Genomic DNA, 18,242 nt, shown 5'->3' with positions numbered 1-18,242 from the left:
TCATGGCAGACGATAGCATAAAGCTTATTGCAAACAACAAGAAAGCTTTTCATGATTATTTTATTGAGGAAAAATACGAGGCCGGAATATCACTTGCCGGAACAGAAGTTAAGTCCTTAAGACAGGGTAAATGCAGCATAAAAGAAGCCTGGGTCAGTATTGATAAGGGCGAAGCATATATTTGTGGCATGAATATTAGTCCTTATGAAAAGGGAAATATTTTTAACAAGGATCCGCTTCGTGTAAGAAAGCTTTTATTGCATAAGAAAGAGATTTTAAAACTTGATCAGGCAGCACAGGTTCAGGGCTACACATTAGTTCCGCTTGAAGTATATTTCAAAAAGGGAAAAGTGAAGGTCCAGATAGGTCTTGCCAAAGGTAAGAAGCTCTATGATAAGAGAGAATCTCAGGCCAAGAAAGATCAGCAAAGAGAAGCAATGAGAGACTACAAAGTTAGTCTGCGATAAATAAATGGGGGAGTCTCCATGCCGGGACTCCCGTGATAACAACAAAAAAACAGGATGAACCTGTTTCTTTTTGTTTTAATGGATTAGAGGGGAGTCGAACCCCTGTCCAAAAATCCGTCCCCTGTCCTTCTACTGTCATAGCTTGCTATTGTGGCAAAGCCGATTCCTTCTTATAACCGGAAGCGAGCGCCCTAATATAAGAAGTAGCTCCTGATACGACCATGACTGCGGAGCGGTCATCATGTCGTTTCCTGCAAAGTCGACGCAGGTTACCGTATGTGCAGGTGCACACGGACCTACGCGCTGCACTTAGGCAGCGAGTGCTAAATTATCTTCAGCGTTTATATTTAAGTTTGAGGTTTAACGCACCATCCTGCGGACAGCTTCTCCAGCTTCAGAATCCCTGTCGAAACCTTTACTAACCCGTATTCAATTTTTTGCTTCGTATCAGATAAATGCAGATATAGTTGCATTTTCCTTGCGATGCTTTATAAGTATATATTCTTTATCGGTCAAAATCAACTATCCTTGTAGTTTAATTTTGGGCGAAAGAATAGTAAAACTTAAGATTTATTAATAATACAGATAAAATATTTAAATGGCTTGAATTTTCTGCATATTGTAGATAGAATGTGTAAAGGCGTACAAAATATGCCATGTTGCGTTTGAAAATAAATGGAGACTATAGAAATCTGTTTATTATATAACGTGATTATTTGTTTTTCTATATAAGGAGGAAAGGTATGATAAGAGGTTTTAAAAATTTAAGGGGAATAGTTGCGGCTTTTTTAGTTGCAGCATCAGTTGTTTGCGCAGTTCCTGCAAATACATTGACTGCTCATGCGGCTCTTAAGGTAGACATTGCTGAGACAACACAGGTTATTAACAAGAGAGGTGGAATTGGGTATAAGGAAACCGGAAACAGTATGGTAACAATTACTCCCGGTACTTATGCAAAAAATGTTCTCACAATTTCTATAAACGATGAAGATGCTAAGATAAAAAATGAAAAGTGCAGCAAGAACTTAAAATTCAAGAAATCATATAAGAAATATGATGATGATAATAGTAAGGTTATATACAGATATTCTTTCTACACAAATAAGAGCAAACTTTTTAAGTTCAAATTTACTGTAGATGGACAACAGTACACAACATATATTAATTCTACAACTCCTGTTCAGAAGGCAACATTTGCCGGCAAAGAGCTTTCAACCAAGTTTGGTCTTGGAACATATAGTTGTATCACCGATTTGAAGAAGGGTAAATTCAAAGTAAATATGTCCAAGGGATATAATCTTGAATCAATACAGGTTGGAAAGTATAAAAACACTAAAAACGGCAATACTGTTGAGCCTGTATTATATTGGACAACTATAAAGAATAATAAGAAAGTTTCTCTTAGCGGAGAGAAGCAGGTAACTGAATCCAGTGATGGAGAAGTTTTCGAAGATAGCATGTATGCTACTACAGTTCTCAGAGTTAACTACAGATATACAAAGAATAATACAACCGGATGCGTTGATTATTACTTGAACAGAATAGTAGACTTTGACAACTAATATTATTACTTGACGATAAGGTTTTTATTTGCCCCTGGATATATCCGGGGGCTTTTTGTTATGGAAATTACTTTAACAATTAACATTTTATACATGAGGTCATCTTCGGATATTATTGGTGCAGAGGCTGCGCAAGTATGATAAAATGGGTAACGGTTGCTATGCAACCAAAGATATAACCAAGGGGAACAAAAAGAGAGGAAAATGGGATGAAGAAAGTTACAATCAAATTATTGACACTTATGCTCGCACTTATGATGGTGTTTGGGGCAACAGGTGTGACAACAAACGCGGCAGGAAAAGATGCAAAGGCTAAGAGTTTTTGCAAAACACTTAATAAGGGCAATAAGTTTTGCAAGGCAATTGGCAATTACAAAGTTAAGTGCAAGAAAAAAGGTGGAAAGTATGTCTATGATATAACTGTAAACACCAAAGTCAGTGCCGGTATGTACAAGATGACAAAGGCTATGGTGCCTGATAAATACTATGAAACAAGAGATTCATTTGTAAAGGCTTCCAAGCAGCTTAAAAAGAAGGCTAAGAAAGCAGGTATCAAAAATGCTGTAATTCACTATGTGATCAAGGCTGACGGCGAAAAGCTGTGGGAATTCTATGACGGATTACTTATTTATGATAAATTTGATCCTGTGACCAAATGATTATTAAAGCGAAAGCTTAATGCAGACTAAAAAATCGGGGTAGATTATATGAGTCCAAAGAAAATCAGAAAAGAGAGAATTGTTGTAAAGGTAGGTACTTCTACGATCACTAACGAAAACGGAGGTCTTGATATTCATCAGATAGATCTTCTTTGCAGAGCATTATCAAGTATTGAGAACCTTGGTTATGATCTGGTGCTTGTAAGTTCCGGTGCAATTGCTGTCGGTGCGGGTAAAATGAGACTTGCTCAAAAGCCTAAGGATTTGAGATTAAAACAGGCGGCAGCATCTGTTGGCCAGTGTGAACTTATGCACCTGTATGATAAGCTTTTTGGCGAATATGGAAGACTTGTAGGACAGATACTTCTTGATAATGATGATGTTGAGAATCCGGTAAGAAGAGAAAACCTGCAGAACACTTTTGATGCGCTTCTTGAGAATCATATAATCCCGATAGTTAATGAAAATGACTCTGTAAGCCATGTGGAAATTGAATCAGATCAGAAGCTTTTCTCTGATAATGATATGTTATCTGCGATAGTTGCAGTATTTACAGGGGCATGCAAGCTTATAATCTTATCTGATATTGACGGCTTGTATGATAAGAATCCTGCAAATAATAAGGATGCCAAGCTTATAAGCAGAGTTGAGAAAATAAGTGATGATATTTATGCGCTTGCTGAAGGAAGCGGCTCAAACAGAGGAACCGGTGGAATGATCACCAAGCTTCAGGCAGCTGAGCTTGCAACATCCAGAGGTGTGGACGTGCTTATCATCAATGGTAAAAACATGGATAACCTATATGATATTATTGATAAAAAGCATGTTGGAACATTATTTGTTGCTAAGGAATAAGCATGAATATGAAATCTGTTTTTTCTGAAACATTGCAAACGGAAAATCTGATCCTGAGAAAATGGAATGAAAGCGATGCGAAAGTTCTGTTTTCGCTTGCCTGTGATGCGGATATTGCAAGATGGGCCGGATGGCTCCCTCACGTTGATGAGAATTATTCCAGGGCTATTATAAGAACTGTCCTGTCATCCGACGGAGAATATGCAATTGTTCACCGTAATATCGGGCAACCGATAGGGAGCATAGGCATAAGGATCGGAGAATCATTAAATCGGGGTATCGAGAGAAAAGACGAAGCTGAGATTGGCTATTGGATAGGCAAAAAATACTGGAATAATGGCTATGCAACAGAAGCACTGAAAGAAGTAATAAGATTTTCTTTTGAGAATATTGGTCTGAATGCAGTTTGGTGCGGTTTTTTTGACGGGAATGAAGCTTCTAAAAAAGTGACATTAAAATGCGGCCTTAGCTTTCACCACAGAAATGAGCATTTATTCAATGCCATGAGATCAGAATATTATTGTGAGAGTATGATGAGCATTAAGGCAGAAGAGTACTTTAAAAAATAAAAAAGCCGGAACGATCCGGCTTTTTGATGCTTAGCAAAAAACAATAGCTTTATTACACATTTGAAATACCATCATGGTATTTGTCATATATTTCGGAAAGATATGTCTTAACCATCTCGATATTCGCCATTTTTCTAAGTTCCTCGTTACCCATAGCAAGAGCGATTTCATCAGCAAGAAGAAGCATATCATATACTGCAAGCTTGAATTCGTTTCTGCTCATCTTGGAAATATCGATGTTCATAAGAGATGTTCCAAGCTTGAGAGTAACGTTATCATCTGCGATACCGGTCTTCATAATGTTAGTTTCAGGATCAAAGCTAACATAGATGATGAGCTTTTCTTTCTCATGCTTTTTAAGTGTGATGGGAGTCTGGTGACTTGTTTCCATCCATTCATACAGATCCGCATCATCGGGATGAAGAAGATAATTTGTAAGCTCTTCGCGATGCTTCTCAACATACTGAAGGTACTTGCTGGCATTGGGACCTGTGTATGACAATTCAACCTTAAGACCATTTTCTGTTTTTAAAAGACGGCACTTTGAAGCTACATCTTTAATCTTAAGAGTGGTCTCTGTATTTCCAATCTGTTTTAATAAACCTGTTTCGAGTTCCTGTTTGAATTCCATAAAATATATTTACCTCCGAATGAAGACACATAAGTCTTTTGAATATGCCAATAATATAAGGCATAAGCTTTGAAACGTGATTAGTATAGCATAAAGAGTTCAAAAATGGTATACTTAACAAGTGTATGCATAGATTTTTAATTTCTTATATTATGCATGCGGGAGAGAAAAGTTTTAAAAAAGTACGGGTGAATATGGCTACAAGTAATTCAAGGGGAGGCGCTTCAAGGCGCACAAATACATCAGGTAGAAAGAGATCAACAGCTGCAAAGAGCAGAACTTCCAATGAGTATAAACAGGAGACACTGGATTTCTCGGTAAAAAGTGAAGCTATGCTCATTATTTTTGCTGCATTGGGGGTCTTTTTATTTTTGTGCAATTTTGGAGTCTGTGGCAGTATGGGCGATGCACTTAGCAAAGTTCAGTTCGGCTTATTCGGGCTTCCTGCATATATTATGCCGATCGTGATGTTCGGAGTGGGTGCTCTTGTTATCTCAAACGGCACAAGCTCAGCAGCTATCAGAAAAATAGTATCAGGTCTTATGCTCCTTTTGGTAATTGCTATGCTCCTTGAACTGATAACAGGCAGAGTCCAGTCTATGAGCACATACGACGGAATGATGCTTTTTAATGATTCTATGGAGAAGAAAAACGGCGGCGGTATTGTTGCCGGTAGTGTTACATACCTTCTTTATCATAATCTTTCACTTGCGGGAACACTTATAATCATGCTTGTTGTCGGTCTTATAAGTGCTTCTTTGTTTACTCAGAAGTCTATGGTAAACGGTATTAAAAAAGGTAGTAAGAGAGCCATTGAAAAGACAAGACAGGAAGCAAACCATTACAGAGAAAGGCTCGATGAAAGAGCAAGGATACGTGAGGAAGAGCGCACTCTTTTAATGGAGCAGGAAAAGCTCCTGCTTGAGCAGAAGGAAGATGAGAAGATCCTTCGCATGGATAAGAAGGTAAGCGGTGTCAGCATGGATACTGTTATAGATGCTGATGAACAATATGATGATAATGAAGATGATGGTGCGTTGGATACTGCAGAGAGTCAGGAGAGAGAGTACAACATCCATGGCCTTGATGATGAAGAAGAAAATGAGGCTAAGCAGGATATTTTCATTCCGGAAGAAGAAATCCATGATGATATCCATGAGATCAGATTCAATCCGAATGTAAAAACAGGTACGGCTCCCGATGGTCAGATGTTTATGAAGACCGATGATCTTGCAGAGTCGAGACATTCTATCAATATAACGGATGAAAACGAAGAGCTCGAAAATACTGGCGATCGTAATGATAGCGGCTATGAAAGCGGCTACGGTAACAGGTTCGACAACAGATACGAAAATAAATTTAATGAAGATAATGTGGCTGATGAAAGTCTCTATGCAACTGATGAATATGAAAAAGATAAAAATGATGAGACTACAGCTTTTGTAAGACCTGTTGCAAGACTTGCAAAAGAGGATGAGCCGGATAACGACTACAATGACATACCAATCCATTCCGAAAATATGGCTCCTGACTACAACGGAGAGTATGCAATTGCATCAACGGATTTTGTTAAGAGCGAAAAAACGAAGCAGAGAATGCAGAAAAATGCAGAGAGATCTGTTATCAAAACTCCTGTTAAGGAATATGTGCATCCTCCTGTCAGCCTCCTTAAAAAGGGCATAAAAGGAAAAGGTGATTCGGCTAAACACTTAAAGGATACTGCAAAGGCGCTTGAAGATACTCTTAGTATGTTCCATGTAAATGCCAAGGTAACGGATATAAGCCAGGGACCTTCTGTTACAAGATATGAACTTCAGCCGGAAGCAGGTGTTAAGGTAAGAAAGATCGTTGACTTATCAGATGATATCAAGATGCATCTGGCTGCGACGGATATAAGAATCGAAGCTCCTATTCCGGGTAAATCAGCTGTTGGAATAGAAGTTCCGAATAAGGATAATTCGCCGGTTGCAATAAGAGATCTGATCGAGAGTGATGAATTCAGAAAGTCCAAATCAAATCTTTCTGTTGCAGTCGGAAAAGATATAGCAGGTAAAATCGTTGTTACGGATATTTCCAAGATGCCTCACCTTCTTATTGCGGGTGCAACGGGATCAGGTAAATCAGTATGTATAAATACGATCATAATGAGCATTATTTATAAGGCATCACCTGAAGATGTGCGTCTTATTATGATCGATCCCAAGATTGTAGAGCTTTCAGTTTACAACGGAATACCACATCTTCTTATTCCTGTTGTGACAGATCCTAAGAAAGCTGCTGCCGCACTTAACTGGGCAGTTGCTGAGATGACAACGAGATACAAGAAATTTGCCAATGCCAAGGTTAGAGACCTTAAGGGCTATAATGCAGCATGTGAGCAGCATCCCGAAGATGAGAACATGCAGAAAATGCCAGAGATCGTCGTTATCGTAGACGAGCTTGCGGACCTTATGATGCAGTTTAAAAATGAGGTTGAGGATTCCATTGTAAGACTTACACAGCTTGCAAGAGCTGCCGGAATCTATCTTATAATCGCAACGCAGAGACCTTCTGTAGATGTTATTACAGGTCTTATTAAGGCTAATATACCCAGCCGAATTGCTTTTGCTGTATCAAGTGGTGTTGACTCAAGGACAATCCTTGACAGCTATGGTGCTGAAAAGCTTATTGGCAAGGGCGATATGCTGTTCTTCCCCAGAGGCTACAACAAGCCTGCAAGAGTTCAGGGCTGCTTTGTTTCTGATGATGAAGTTGGAGCAGTTACAGACTTTGTTAAGGGACAGAATGTTGAAACAGAATACGGCGGAAATGTTCAGGATGAAATCTCCAGTATAGAAGCTACATCTAAATCTTCATCCGGAGGATCGGGCGCGGAAGCTGCTGATATGGGGAGTGAATATGACCCGCTTTTTCAGCAGGCAGGAGCTGCTATTATAGAAAAAGACAAGGCATCCATAGGAATGCTTCAAAGATTATATAAAATAGGATTCAACAGAGCTGCCAGGATCATGGATCAGCTAAGTGATGCCGGAGTCGTTGGGCCTGAAGAAGGTACCAAGCCCAGAAAAATACTTATGACTAAGGAAGAATTCGATAATCTGATAAATTCTAATGCTTCATGATGCTTTAAAAGGAGGAGATTATTATGGCATTTAAGTCTGACATTGAAATCGCAAGAGAGGCTGAGCTTTGGCCAATCAAGGAGGTTGCGGCAAAGCTTGATATTTCTGAGGATGATATCGAACTGTACGGCAAGTACAAGGCAAAGATATCAGAGGAGTATCTTCAGAAAATATCAAAGAACAAGAAGGGCAAGCTTGTTCTTGTAACCGCAATAAACCCTACACCTGCAGGTGAAGGTAAAACAACAACAAGTGTTGGTCTTGGTGATGCACTTTCAAGACTTGGGCACAAAACAATAATTGCCTTAAGAGAACCTTCACTTGGTCCCTGTTTTGGTATAAAGGGCGGAGCAGCCGGCGGTGGATATGCTCAGGTTGTACCGATGGAGGATATTAACCTTCATTTCACAGGAGATTTTCATGCCATAACATCAGCAAATAACCTTCTTGCTGCACTTCTTGATAATCACATCCATCAGGGAAATGAGCTCGGAATCGACACCAGACAGATTGTCTGGAAGAGAGCTGAGGATATGAACGACAGAGCTCTTAGAAACATTGTTGTAGGCCTTGGCTCAAAGATGGATGGCTTTGTCAGAGAAGATCATTTTGTAATCACAGTTGCATCCGAAATAATGGCTATCCTTTGTCTTGCAAAGGATTTAAAGGACTTAAAAGAGCGCCTTTCAAGAATAGTAGTTGCTTATAACTATGCGGGAGAACCTGTAACAGCAGGTGATCTTAATGCTGTTGGCGCAATGGCTGCACTTTTAAAGGACGCGCTTAAGCCAAACCTTGTACAGACTCTTGAACATACACCTTGCTTTGTACACGGCGGACCTTTTGCTAATATCGCTCATGGCTGTAACTCAATAAGAGCTACAAATGCAGCTCTTCACCTGGCTGATATTACAGTTACTGAGGCCGGATTTGGTGCTGATCTTGGAGCTGAGAAGTTCCTTGACATTAAGTGCAGGATGAACGGACTTGCACCTGATGCAATCGTCCTTGTAGCGACTATCAGAGCACTTAAATATAACGGCGGTATTCCCAAGGATCAGCTTTCAGAAGAAAACCTTGATGCACTCAAAAAAGGCATCGTGAACCTTGAAAAGCACATTGAGAATTTGAAGCAGTATAACGTTCCGGTTGTTGTTACACTTAACAGCTTCCTTTCCGATACTAAGGAAGAGATCGAATTTGTAAGAAACTTCTGCAAGGAAAGAGACTGCGCTTTTGCAATGTCAGAGGTTTGGGAAAAAGGCGGTGCAGGCGGAGAAGAGCTTGCAAAAGCTGTTGTAGACACTCTTGAAAATAAAAAGAGCAATTTTAAGCTCCTGTATGAGGATGATCTGTCGCTTGAAGATAAGATCATGACAATTGCTCAGAAAATTTACGGAGCAGACGGTGTTTCATACCTTCCTGCAGCTAAGAAGCAGCTTAAAAAGCTCGAAGATATGGGTTATGGAAAGCTTCCCATCTGTATGGCAAAGACACAGTACTCATTATCTGATGATCCTACACTCCTTGGCAGACCTACTGGTTTTAATATCACAGTCAGAGATGTATATGTATCAGCAGGAGCCGGTTTTGTCGTTGCACTTACAGGAAACATAATGACAATGCCGGGACTTCCCAAGAAACCTGCTGCCTTTGGAATAGACGTAGATGATGATGGCAATATCGTAGGTCTTTTCTAAGATAACTGAAATTATTTATATTATAGGTACGCTGCATGATAGCAGAATGTGCCAATGATAATAATTCAAGATTTTTGAGGATATTAAATGGATACAAAAATAATCGACGGTAAACTGATCTCAGATCAGATAAAAGAAGAGCTGAGAGAAAAGACAGCAAAACTTATAAGCGAAAAGGGAGTTACTCCCTGCCTTGCGGTTATCCTTGTCGGAGAGGATCCCGCTTCACAGGTCTATGTAAGAAATAAAGAGAAGGCATGTGAAAAAATAGGCTATAAGTCAATGGCCTATAAGCTTCCTGCTTCTACAAGCACAGATGAACTTTTGGAATTAATAGATAAACTTAATAAGGATAAGGAAGTTCACGGAATTCTTGTTCAGCTTCCGCTTCCGTCACACATCGATGAAAAGAAGGTTCTTAATTTCATCGATCCTTCAAAGGATGTGGATGGTTTTCATCCGATGAATGTGGGTGCTCTGTGCATAGGAGAAGAAGGATTTGTATCATGCACACCTGCAGGAATAATCGAACTCTTAAAAAGGTCCGGTGTTGAGATAGCAGGAAAAGAGTGCGTTATAATCGGAAGAAGCAATATAGTAGGAAAGCCTATGGCTCTTCTTATGCTAAGAGAAAATGCAACAGTTACCGTAACTCATTCAAAAACTAAGGATCTGCCGGGTGTTTGCAAAAGAGCAGACATTGTAATAGCTGCAATTGGAAAAGCCAAAGCAATTACAGCAGACTATATCAAAGAAGGCGCTGTAGTCATTGATGTAGGTATTAACAGAAATGAAGAAACAGGCAAGCTTTGCGGCGACGTGGATTATGAAAATGTTGCACCTAAGTGCAGCTACATAACTCCGGTACCCGGCGGTGTCGGACCAATGACCATCGCCATGCTTATGAAAAACTGCTATGACAGCGCAATAAGACATATGGGAGCATAATAGATGAAGTGTCCTAATTGTGGGCAGGAAATAAATGAGGGGCATCTATACTGTGACAAATGCGGTACGGAGATAAATTTCGTCCCCGAATTTGATCCTGAAGTTGAAAACAGAATAAAGGAATCTTTGTCAGGAGTTGCAAAACAGCTTGAGGATGAGGATGCTTTCAAGACAAAAAAGCTTCCGAAAATTCAGGATGACGATGACGAGTTTAAGAAACATATTCCTCTTTATATAGGTGGAGTTGTCATCTTTCTTGCAGCAGTTTTCTCGTTTTTGTTTTTAAGTGGGAGGTCATCTGCTGAAAATCTGGAGCAGCAGGCTGAAAAGTATTATGTTGAAGGCAATTACGATAAGGCAATAACCACTCTGGAGAAAGCCCTTTCGGAGACAAGCGAAGATGATACGGCGACCAGATCGGGTATTTTGTTTAAAATATACGGATATCAACATGAAGCCGGATATGAAAGTGATGCAGAAAAAACTTTGCTTACACTATCTGATGGGAATGTGTTCGATGAAGAAACAGTGACAGCCGCCATAGAAGATCTTGTGAATTACTACGAGGCAGGTAAAGAATATCAGAAAATACATGATCTTGTAAGCCAGACAAGCATAGAGCCTGTAAAGCAAAAATACAGCATGTTTTTACCGGAAGCTCCTTCTTTTTCCATAGCTGATGGCGAATACAACGAGGTTATAAACGTTGCAATAACGTCCAAGAGTGATGGAGATATATACTATACGGTTAACGGCGATGAACCCGGAACCAACAGTATAAAATACACGGATGAGCTAATCCTTGAAGAGGAAGGCGACTATGATATCAAGGCTGTTCTTATTAACAGCTACGGAATTGCAAGTGATGTCACAAGTGCTTTTTATATGCTTGAAAATGTAGGACCTGCTGAGCCTGAGATCATGGAGGACAGCGGAGAATACTCTCAGGCGACTATGATAGTTGCTGTGTGTGATACGGGATGCACGATTTATTATACGACCGATGGCACAGATCCTGATATCACCTCAAAACAGTACACAACTCCGATCTCTATGCCGCTTGGTGATTCTACCTTCAAATTTGTTGCGGCAGATGAAGAGGGAAGACTTAGCGAAATAGTTGAGAAGAATTATCACCTTTCATATACTAAGCTTGTATCTGTGGAACAGGCGAGGGCAAATATAATTGCCACCCTTGTTAAGCTTGATATACTGCTTGATTCTACCGGAAAAGTAAGAAGCGAAGAAGGGCATTTTGATTATGTATATGACAGGGAACAGGATATAACCGGCTCCGGAAATTATTATATTTTCAAAGAAACACATGTGTACAATGACGGCACAATAAATGAGACCGGATTATTATATGCTGTAAACTCTCACGATGGTAAAGTGAACAGGCTTGGATATGACTCCAGCGGCAACTTTACACTTATTAATATATCCAACAGATAAAGTGCTTACTGCATCAGTTTAACACTTTAATATGTTAAATCTTGAAAAATAGTTATATATGGCTTAATATTTTATTTATTGTAAATGAGATTATAAGAATCAGGAGGAGAACAATGTTCAAAATTTTAGAGGCTAATGAGCTTGCTGCGAATATTCATCAGCTTATCGTAGAAGCTCCCCGTGTGGCCGGCACATGTTTGCCTGGTCAGTTTCTTATAGTTCGCGCAGAAGAAGACGGAGAGAGAATTCCTCTTACAATATGCGACTATGACAGAGAAAAAGGAACTGTAGAATTGGTCGTTCAGGCAATTGGTGCTGAATCAAGAAAGATTTGTAAGAAAAAAGCAGGAGATAGTCTTGCGGATGTAGTAGGTCCTCTTGGTAATCCTTCTGATCTTTGCAGTGAGGATATTGAAGAGCTTAAGAAGAAAAAGATAGTTTTCATCGCAGGTGGTGTAGGTACAGCTCCTGTTTATCCTCAGGCTAAATGGCTTAAGGAGCATGGCGTAGATTGTGATGTTATTATCGGAGCAAAGAATAAGGATCTCGTTATTCTTGAAGAGAGATTCAAGACTGTTTGCAACTTGTATGTAACTACAGATGATGGCTCATACGGCAGAAGCGGAATGGTTACAAAGTGCCTTCAGGATCTGTATGATGAAGGAAAGCGCTATGACCTCTGCGTAGCAATCGGTCCCATGATCATGATGAAGTTTGTATGTAAGCTTACAGAGGAGCTCGGCATCCCTACAGTTGTAAGTATGAATACTATCATGGTTGACGGTACAGGTATGTGTGGTGCGTGCAGACTTATGGTTGGCGGCGAAGTTAAATTTGCCTGTGTTGACGGACCTGAGTTTGACGGACACAAAGTAGATTTTGATCAGGCCATGAGAAGAATGAAGCTCTATGCTACAGAAGAAGGTCGTCTTGCACTTAAGGAGCAGGAAGGCGATACTCATCACGGCGGATGCGGAAACTGTAACTAAGAATGATTGTATTTTCAGAATGGAGATAAAAAATGGCACAAGATGTTTGGACAAGAGTTCCTGTTCGCGAGCAGGATCCAAAGGTTCGCGCAACTAATTTTGAAGAAGTATGTTTGGGTTACAATGAACAGGAAGCAGTTGATGAAGCTACAAGATGTCTTAACTGCCCCAATCCCCAGTGTGTAAAGGGATGCCCTGTTTCTATCAATATACCTAAGTTTATCCAGGAACTTAAAGAAGGAAATGTTGAACAGGCTTATCAGACAATCAGCCTTTCAAGTGCACTTCCCGCTGTATGCGGAAGAGTATGCCCTCAGGAGAGCCAGTGTGAAGGTAAATGTGTTCGCGGCATAAAGGGTGAGGCTGTTTCTATCGGCAAACTTGAAAGATATGTAGCAGATACTGCAAGAGAAATGGGTATTAAGCCCCAGGGTGCTACAGAGAAGAAGAATAAGAAAGTCGCAGTTATCGGTTCAGGACCTGCCGGTCTTACATGTGCAGGTGATCTTGCAAGGATCGGCTACGACGTAACTATATTTGAAGCTCTTCATGAGGCAGGCGGCGTACTTGTTTATGGTATTCCTGAATTCCGTCTTCCCAAGACTGCTGTTGTTAAGAAGGAAATTGAGAACGTTGAATCTCTTGGCGTAAAGATTGAGAAGGACGTTGTTATCGGTAAATCCGTAACAATCGATTCACTTATGAAGAACGAGGGATTTGAGGCTGTATTTATCGGATCAGGTGCAGGTCTTCCCAGATTCATGAATATTCCCGGAGAGCAGGCGCTTGGCGTATTCTCTGCAAACGAGTTCCTTACAAGAAGCAATCTTATGAAGGCTTTCTCAGAGGATAGTACAACACCTATCATGAGACCTAAAAAGTGCGTGGTTGTTGGCGGCGGTAACGTTGCTATGGATGCAGCTCGTACAGCACTTCGTCTCGGCGCAGAGGTTCACATCGTTTACAGGCGTGGCGAAGAGGAGCTTCCTGCAAGAAAAGAAGAAGTTGAGCATGCTAAACAGGAAGGCATCATATTTGACCTTCTTTGCAACCCTGTAGAGATTCTTGAGGATGAGAATGGCTGGGTTAAGGGTGTTAGATGCATCAGAATGGAACTTGGCGAGCCTGATGAAAGCGGAAGAAGAAGCCCTGTAGAAGTTAAGGGCTCTGAATTTGAAATCGAGTGTGATGCTGTTATCATGTCACTTGGTACAAGCCCTAATCCTCTTATTTCAAGCACTACTGAGGGTCTTGAGACCAACAGAAGAAAATGTATCGTTGCAAATGAAGAGAACGGCCTTACATCCAAGGAAGGCGTATTTGCAGGCGGCGATGCTGTAACAGGTGCTGCTACGGTTATTCTTGCAATGGGTGCCGGAAAAGCAGCTGCTAAGGGTATTGACGAGTATCTTAGCAATAAATAATTAAAACAAGATCTGCCGAAGAGTCAAATGCGTATCTGCGCTTTTGACTTTTTCGGCTGATTTTAACCTTATTGATACAGAGGTGATCATGGTGTATAGAAGCAGTGCTGAAAAGGCAGAAGACAATCATTCTTCCGGTATACTACTTGTTACTGTTGGCGCAATAGGACTTATTGGGGACGCGTTCTTTTTGATGAAGAACCCTCTTGATATGCCGCTTTTTAACAGATATCTTTCATGCGGCATTATGGGTGCGCTTTTTATTCTGTTTTTTGTAATGGGGCTATTGTCTGTAAGAACCTACAAGATTTTTACTATCAAGGCAAAAGAAGAAAACAATATACTTGATCAGGTAAGAAGCTGGTGTGATAAAGAACTTACCAAAGAAGTGATAGAAGAGGAAATAAAGTTTTCCGAAGAATCTGAATTTGATTATGACGACAGCACATCTTATTTCAGAAGATGTGAATATATAAAGAGCAGGATCCTTAAGCAGTTCGTGAATATGAATGAGGAACTTTTGGATTCATTTATTGATGATTATTATTCTGAAATATATGGAGAAGAAGAGTGATAGCTGTAGATATACTGTGTGTTGGCAAAATTAAAGAGAAATATTGGAATGATGCCATTCTAGAGTATTCAAAAAGGCTGTCTAGATATGTAAAACTAAATATAATTGAAGTTCAGGATGAAAAAACTCCTGACAATGCTCCATTATCCGTGGAAGAAAAGATAAAAGAAAAGGAAGGATCAAAGCTTATTAAATATATAGATCCCAAAGCTTTTGTCTGTGCTCTTGCTATTAATGGCAAAAGATATTCTTCTACAGGATTTGCAGATTTTTTCAGTGAAAAAAGTGTACTTGGTACAAGCAGGATACAGTTTATAATAGGCGGATCGCTTGGACTTTCAGATGAAGTATTATCATTAGCTGATGGGAAGATCAGTTTTTCGGATATGACATTCCCACATCAGATGATGAGAGTTATTTTACTGGAGCAGATATACAGAGCTTATAGAATAATTAACGGAGAACCATATCATAAATGAGCGGAATTACAGAGAAGAAAATTTTGCTTAGTGTACCTCAGATGCAGAGCATCTTTGGACAACATGACAAATATATTAGAAAAATTGAAGACAATTTGAGGGTAGAGATAATAGACAGGCAGGGAGAGCTGCATGTCATTGGAGAACCTGAAAGTGTAGATAAAGCATACGGGATCATAAAGGAGCTTGCGGGACTTTCTGAATCGGGTTCAGTAATTGAAGAGCAGAGTGTTAACTATGCAATTCAGTTATCAAGTGACCCGTCAGAGGATGAAAAGAAAGCTTCCGGAGATGTACTTTCCAAGATAGATGGGGACGTAATCTGCCATACTATCAGCGGAAAGCCGATAAAACCAAAGACACTTGGACAAAAGAAGTATGTTGATGCGATCAGGAAAAATATGATCGTTTTTGGACTTGGTCCTGCGGGAACGGGTAAAACATATCTTGGCATGGCTATGGCGATAACAGCTTTTCAGAAGGGAGAGGTCGAGAGGATAATCCTTACAAGACCTGCTATTGAAGCCGGAGAAAAGCTCGGATTTTTGCCCGGAGACCTTCAAAGTAAGGTTGATCCATATCTTAGACCTTTATATGATGCGCTTTATCAGATCATGGGGGCTGATAATTTTGTGAAGAATATGGAGAAGGGACTTATCGAGGTTGCGCCTCTTGCATATATGAGAGGACGTACGCTTGATAATGCATTCATCATCCTTGATGAGGCACAGAATACTACGCCTGCTCAGATGAAGATGTTCCTTACCAGAATCGGATTCGGATCAAAAGTGATAATAACTGGTGATGCAACTCAGAAGGACCTACCTTCTGATACTAAGTCAGGACTTGATGTTGCGGAATCAGTTCTTAAAAAGATTGATGATATATCATTCTGCAATCTTACAAGCAGAGATGTAGTAAGGCATCCGCTTGTACAGATGATTGTTAAAGCTTATGAGGATTATGAGAAGCAGGGCGCAAATGAAGCAAAGCGCAAGGCTATCAAAAAACGGGAAAGACACTGATTGGTTATGAAAAAAGTAATGGGATTAAATGAATATTCAGATGATGTAGAGAACACAAACGAAAATAACAAGTTCTTATCAGGTTTATTTGATAAAAAAGAAAAAAGTTTTAAGGTGCTGATGGCAATTACATTCTTTGCTACAGCTATTGGCATTTTGGGGGCATCGCTTGGCTATGGGCTTAAGATCGAGGCTGTAATAAGAAATACTGTAACAGGAATTATCTGCGCGGGCACTCTTGTTTATATGCTTACGGATGCAAGCAGAAGGAACCTGTTTTCTTATGATAATGGTCAAAAGAGAAACCGATATGTTTTTGTATATCTTATATCTTTGGTTGTTTCACTCTTTTTGCCGCTTATAGCGATCGAAGTCTGGCCATATCTTTTTATTTTTCTGATACTTGGTCTTTTTTCTACAAATGAGATTGGGCTGTTTTCCGGCTCATTTCTTCTCCTTTTTTCGGTAATACTTGAAAAAGAGGGAAGCTATGCGGAATTTTTCATTTACTTCCTTGCAGGAGCAGTTATTCTTGCACTTTTAAGGGATCTTACAGAGACTACCAGGATTGGTTTCCCTATATTTATATCTCTTTCTTTGTTATTTGTACTGATAGTTGCTTATGATGTGATGTTTCAGAACAGAACACTAGGCCCTACTATGATCATTGTTCCTTTGGTCAATGTGCTTGTTAATCTGATACTTATGATGATCACACTCAATATCTTCGGTGTATATGTAATCAGGAAGAGCAATGACAGATACATGGATATCAACGATACTGAATATCCGCTTCTTGTTCAGCTCAAAGAAAAAGATAAGGAAGCATATTTCAGGGCAATACACATCGCATATCTTGCTGAGAGAATTGCACTTGACCTTAATTTAAATGCAAGAGCGGTCAAGACGATGTCGTATTATTACAAGATCGGAGTTATTGACGGTTCAACAACCTGGGATGAGGTAAAGCATTTCTATATTGAAAATAATTTCCCTCAGGAAGCTCTTGGCTTTCTTAAGGAATACATCGATAACGACAAGTCCAAACAGCTTTCTAAGGAAGCTGCTATTATCTATATGTGCGAGACACTTATTTCATCGATCACTTATCTGTTTAAGAAGGATAAGGATGCCAAGATCAACTATGATGAACTTATAGACAAGATCTTTGAGCATAAGATGGAGAACAGAGAGCTGTATAATTATAATATTTCACTGTACGAGCTTGAGCACATGAAGGCACTTATGAAGAAGGAGAAGCTGTACTATGATTTTCTTCGTTGAAAATGAAGTTTCTGCAAATTTTTCTTTTGACATTGAAGAGGTTGCAAAGAAGGTTGCAGAAAGAACACTGGAACTTGAAAAATGCCCTTTTGATGTAACTATCAGCCTGACTATTACTGATGATGAGGGTATAAGAAAGATAAATAAAGAGTTCCGTGATATAGATGCGCCGACTGATGTACTGTCATTCCCAAATATCAGCTATGACAAGCCCGGGGATTTCAGTGTCTGTGAGGGTGAGCAGAAAATTGATATCTTAGATCCGGATACAGGACTTATTGCGTTCGGAGATATAGTTATAAATGAAAAGCGTGTAAGAGAGCAGGCCAAAGAATATGGTCACTCAGAGCTTCGAGAATATGCGTTTTTGGTTGCACATTCCATGCTTCATCTGTGCGGATATGACCACATGGAGGAGGATGAAGCCAAGGTTATGGAGAGTAAACAGGAAGAAGTTTTGAATTCTCTTGGTATTACAAGGGATTAAGTAGTAAACAGG

General features: G+C 39.8%; 17 protein-coding genes and 1 other RNA gene. 16 read left to right on the top strand and 2 right to left on the bottom strand.

Annotation, left to right across the window (positions count from 1 at the left end; genetic code table 11):
* Nucleotides 1-2: 2 nt before the first annotated feature.
* A complete protein-coding gene (smpB, locus tag T543_RS04785; RefSeq protein ID WP_035766174.1) occupies nt 3-467 on the top strand; it encodes an SsrA-binding protein SmpB in 465 nt (154 codons plus the stop codon).
* 76 nt (nt 468-543) lie between these two features.
* Here smpB and ssrA read toward each other — a convergent pair.
* Nucleotides 544-892: a transfer-messenger RNA gene (ssrA, locus tag T543_RS15590) on the bottom strand.
* Nucleotides 893-1,210: 318 nt separating this feature from the next.
* Here ssrA and T543_RS04780 point away from each other — a divergent pair.
* The 4 genes from T543_RS04780 to T543_RS04765 all read left to right on the top strand — a co-directional run bounded on the left by T543_RS04780 (nt 1,211) and on the right by T543_RS04765 (nt 4,112).
* Nucleotides 1,211-2,029, top strand: a complete 819-nt coding sequence (locus T543_RS04780; RefSeq protein ID WP_035766173.1) for a hypothetical protein — start codon at nt 1,211-1,213, stop codon at nt 2,027-2,029.
* 209 nt (nt 2,030-2,238) lie between these two features.
* A complete protein-coding gene (locus T543_RS04775) occupies nt 2,239-2,688 on the top strand; it encodes a hypothetical protein (RefSeq protein ID WP_035766170.1) in 450 nt (149 codons plus the stop codon).
* 48 nt (nt 2,689-2,736) lie between these two features.
* Complete coding sequence (proB, locus tag T543_RS04770) at nt 2,737-3,543, top strand: glutamate 5-kinase (protein ID WP_035766168.1); 807 nt, start codon at nt 2,737-2,739, stop codon at nt 3,541-3,543.
* 8 nt (nt 3,544-3,551) lie between these two features.
* Nucleotides 3,552-4,112 (top strand): GNAT family N-acetyltransferase, encoded by a 561-nt coding sequence (locus tag T543_RS04765; RefSeq protein ID WP_035766583.1) that lies wholly within the window; start codon nt 3,552-3,554, stop codon nt 4,110-4,112.
* Nucleotides 4,113-4,164: 52 nt separating this feature from the next.
* Here the strand turns inward: T543_RS04765 and T543_RS04760 are convergent, their stop codons facing one another.
* Nucleotides 4,165-4,743 (bottom strand): hypothetical protein, encoded by a 579-nt coding sequence (locus T543_RS04760; RefSeq protein ID WP_035766166.1) that lies wholly within the window; start codon nt 4,741-4,743, stop codon nt 4,165-4,167.
* Nucleotides 4,744-4,937: 194 nt separating this feature from the next.
* On the opposite strand from T543_RS04760, the gene T543_RS04755 reads away from it, so the two are divergent.
* The 11 genes from T543_RS04755 (at nt 4,938) to ybeY (ending at nt 18,230) form a co-directional block, all read left to right on the top strand.
* Nucleotides 4,938-7,865 carry an FtsK/SpoIIIE family DNA translocase gene (locus tag T543_RS04755; protein ID WP_035766165.1) on the top strand — a complete coding sequence of 976 codons (2,928 nt, stop codon included), beginning with the start codon at nt 4,938-4,940 and terminating at the stop codon, nt 7,863-7,865.
* A 23-nt stretch (nt 7,866-7,888) separates the two neighbouring features.
* Complete coding sequence (locus T543_RS04750; protein ID WP_035766164.1) at nt 7,889-9,565, top strand: formate--tetrahydrofolate ligase; 1,677 nt, start codon at nt 7,889-7,891, stop codon at nt 9,563-9,565.
* A gap of 87 nt (nt 9,566-9,652) precedes the next feature.
* A complete protein-coding gene (gene folD / locus T543_RS04745) occupies nt 9,653-10,513 on the top strand; it encodes a bifunctional methylenetetrahydrofolate dehydrogenase/methenyltetrahydrofolate cyclohydrolase FolD (protein ID WP_035766160.1) in 861 nt (286 codons plus the stop codon).
* A gap of 3 nt (nt 10,514-10,516) precedes the next feature.
* Nucleotides 10,517-11,968 (top strand): chitobiase/beta-hexosaminidase C-terminal domain-containing protein, encoded by a 1,452-nt coding sequence (locus T543_RS04740; protein ID WP_035766158.1) that lies wholly within the window; start codon nt 10,517-10,519, stop codon nt 11,966-11,968.
* A 113-nt stretch (nt 11,969-12,081) separates the two neighbouring features.
* Nucleotides 12,082-12,957, top strand: coding sequence for a sulfide/dihydroorotate dehydrogenase-like FAD/NAD-binding protein (locus tag T543_RS04735; RefSeq protein ID WP_035766156.1), 876 nt, complete (start codon nt 12,082-12,084; stop codon nt 12,955-12,957).
* 32 nt (nt 12,958-12,989) lie between these two features.
* Nucleotides 12,990-14,381: an NADPH-dependent glutamate synthase gene (gene gltA / locus T543_RS04730; protein WP_035766154.1), complete on the top strand. Its 1,392-nt coding sequence runs from the start codon at nt 12,990-12,992 to the stop codon at nt 14,379-14,381.
* A gap of 88 nt (nt 14,382-14,469) precedes the next feature.
* On the top strand, nt 14,470-14,955 hold the full coding sequence (locus T543_RS04725) for a hypothetical protein (RefSeq protein ID WP_035766152.1): 486 nt from the start codon (nt 14,470-14,472) through the stop codon (nt 14,953-14,955).
* The gene (gene rlmH / locus T543_RS04720; protein WP_035766580.1) at nt 14,955-15,434 is read left to right on the top strand and encodes a 23S rRNA (pseudouridine(1915)-N(3))-methyltransferase RlmH; all 480 of its coding nucleotides are present in this window, start codon (nt 14,955-14,957) and stop codon (nt 15,432-15,434) included. Before T543_RS04725 ends, rlmH begins: the two co-directional genes overlap by 1 nt.
* Nucleotides 15,431-16,459: a PhoH family protein gene (locus T543_RS04715; RefSeq protein ID WP_035766151.1), complete on the top strand. Its 1,029-nt coding sequence runs from the start codon at nt 15,431-15,433 to the stop codon at nt 16,457-16,459. Before rlmH ends, T543_RS04715 begins: the two co-directional genes overlap by 4 nt.
* A gap of 6 nt (nt 16,460-16,465) precedes the next feature.
* Nucleotides 16,466-17,743: a hypothetical protein gene (locus T543_RS04710; RefSeq protein WP_155843154.1), complete on the top strand. Its 1,278-nt coding sequence runs from the start codon at nt 16,466-16,468 to the stop codon at nt 17,741-17,743.
* Entirely contained in the window at nt 17,727-18,230 is a 504-nt protein-coding gene (ybeY, locus tag T543_RS04705; RefSeq protein WP_035766148.1) for an rRNA maturation RNase YbeY, read from the top strand. The genes T543_RS04710 and ybeY overlap by 17 nt, the downstream gene beginning before the upstream one ends.
* Nucleotides 18,231-18,242 lie beyond the last annotated feature (12 nt).

The organism is Butyrivibrio sp. NC2002, from assembly GCF_000702265.1.
In the GTDB taxonomy this organism is placed as follows: domain Bacteria; phylum Bacillota; class Clostridia; order Lachnospirales; family Lachnospiraceae; genus Butyrivibrio.
Note: the sequence above shows the minus strand (reverse complement) of the source record. Positions and strands in the feature narration are given on the sequence as shown.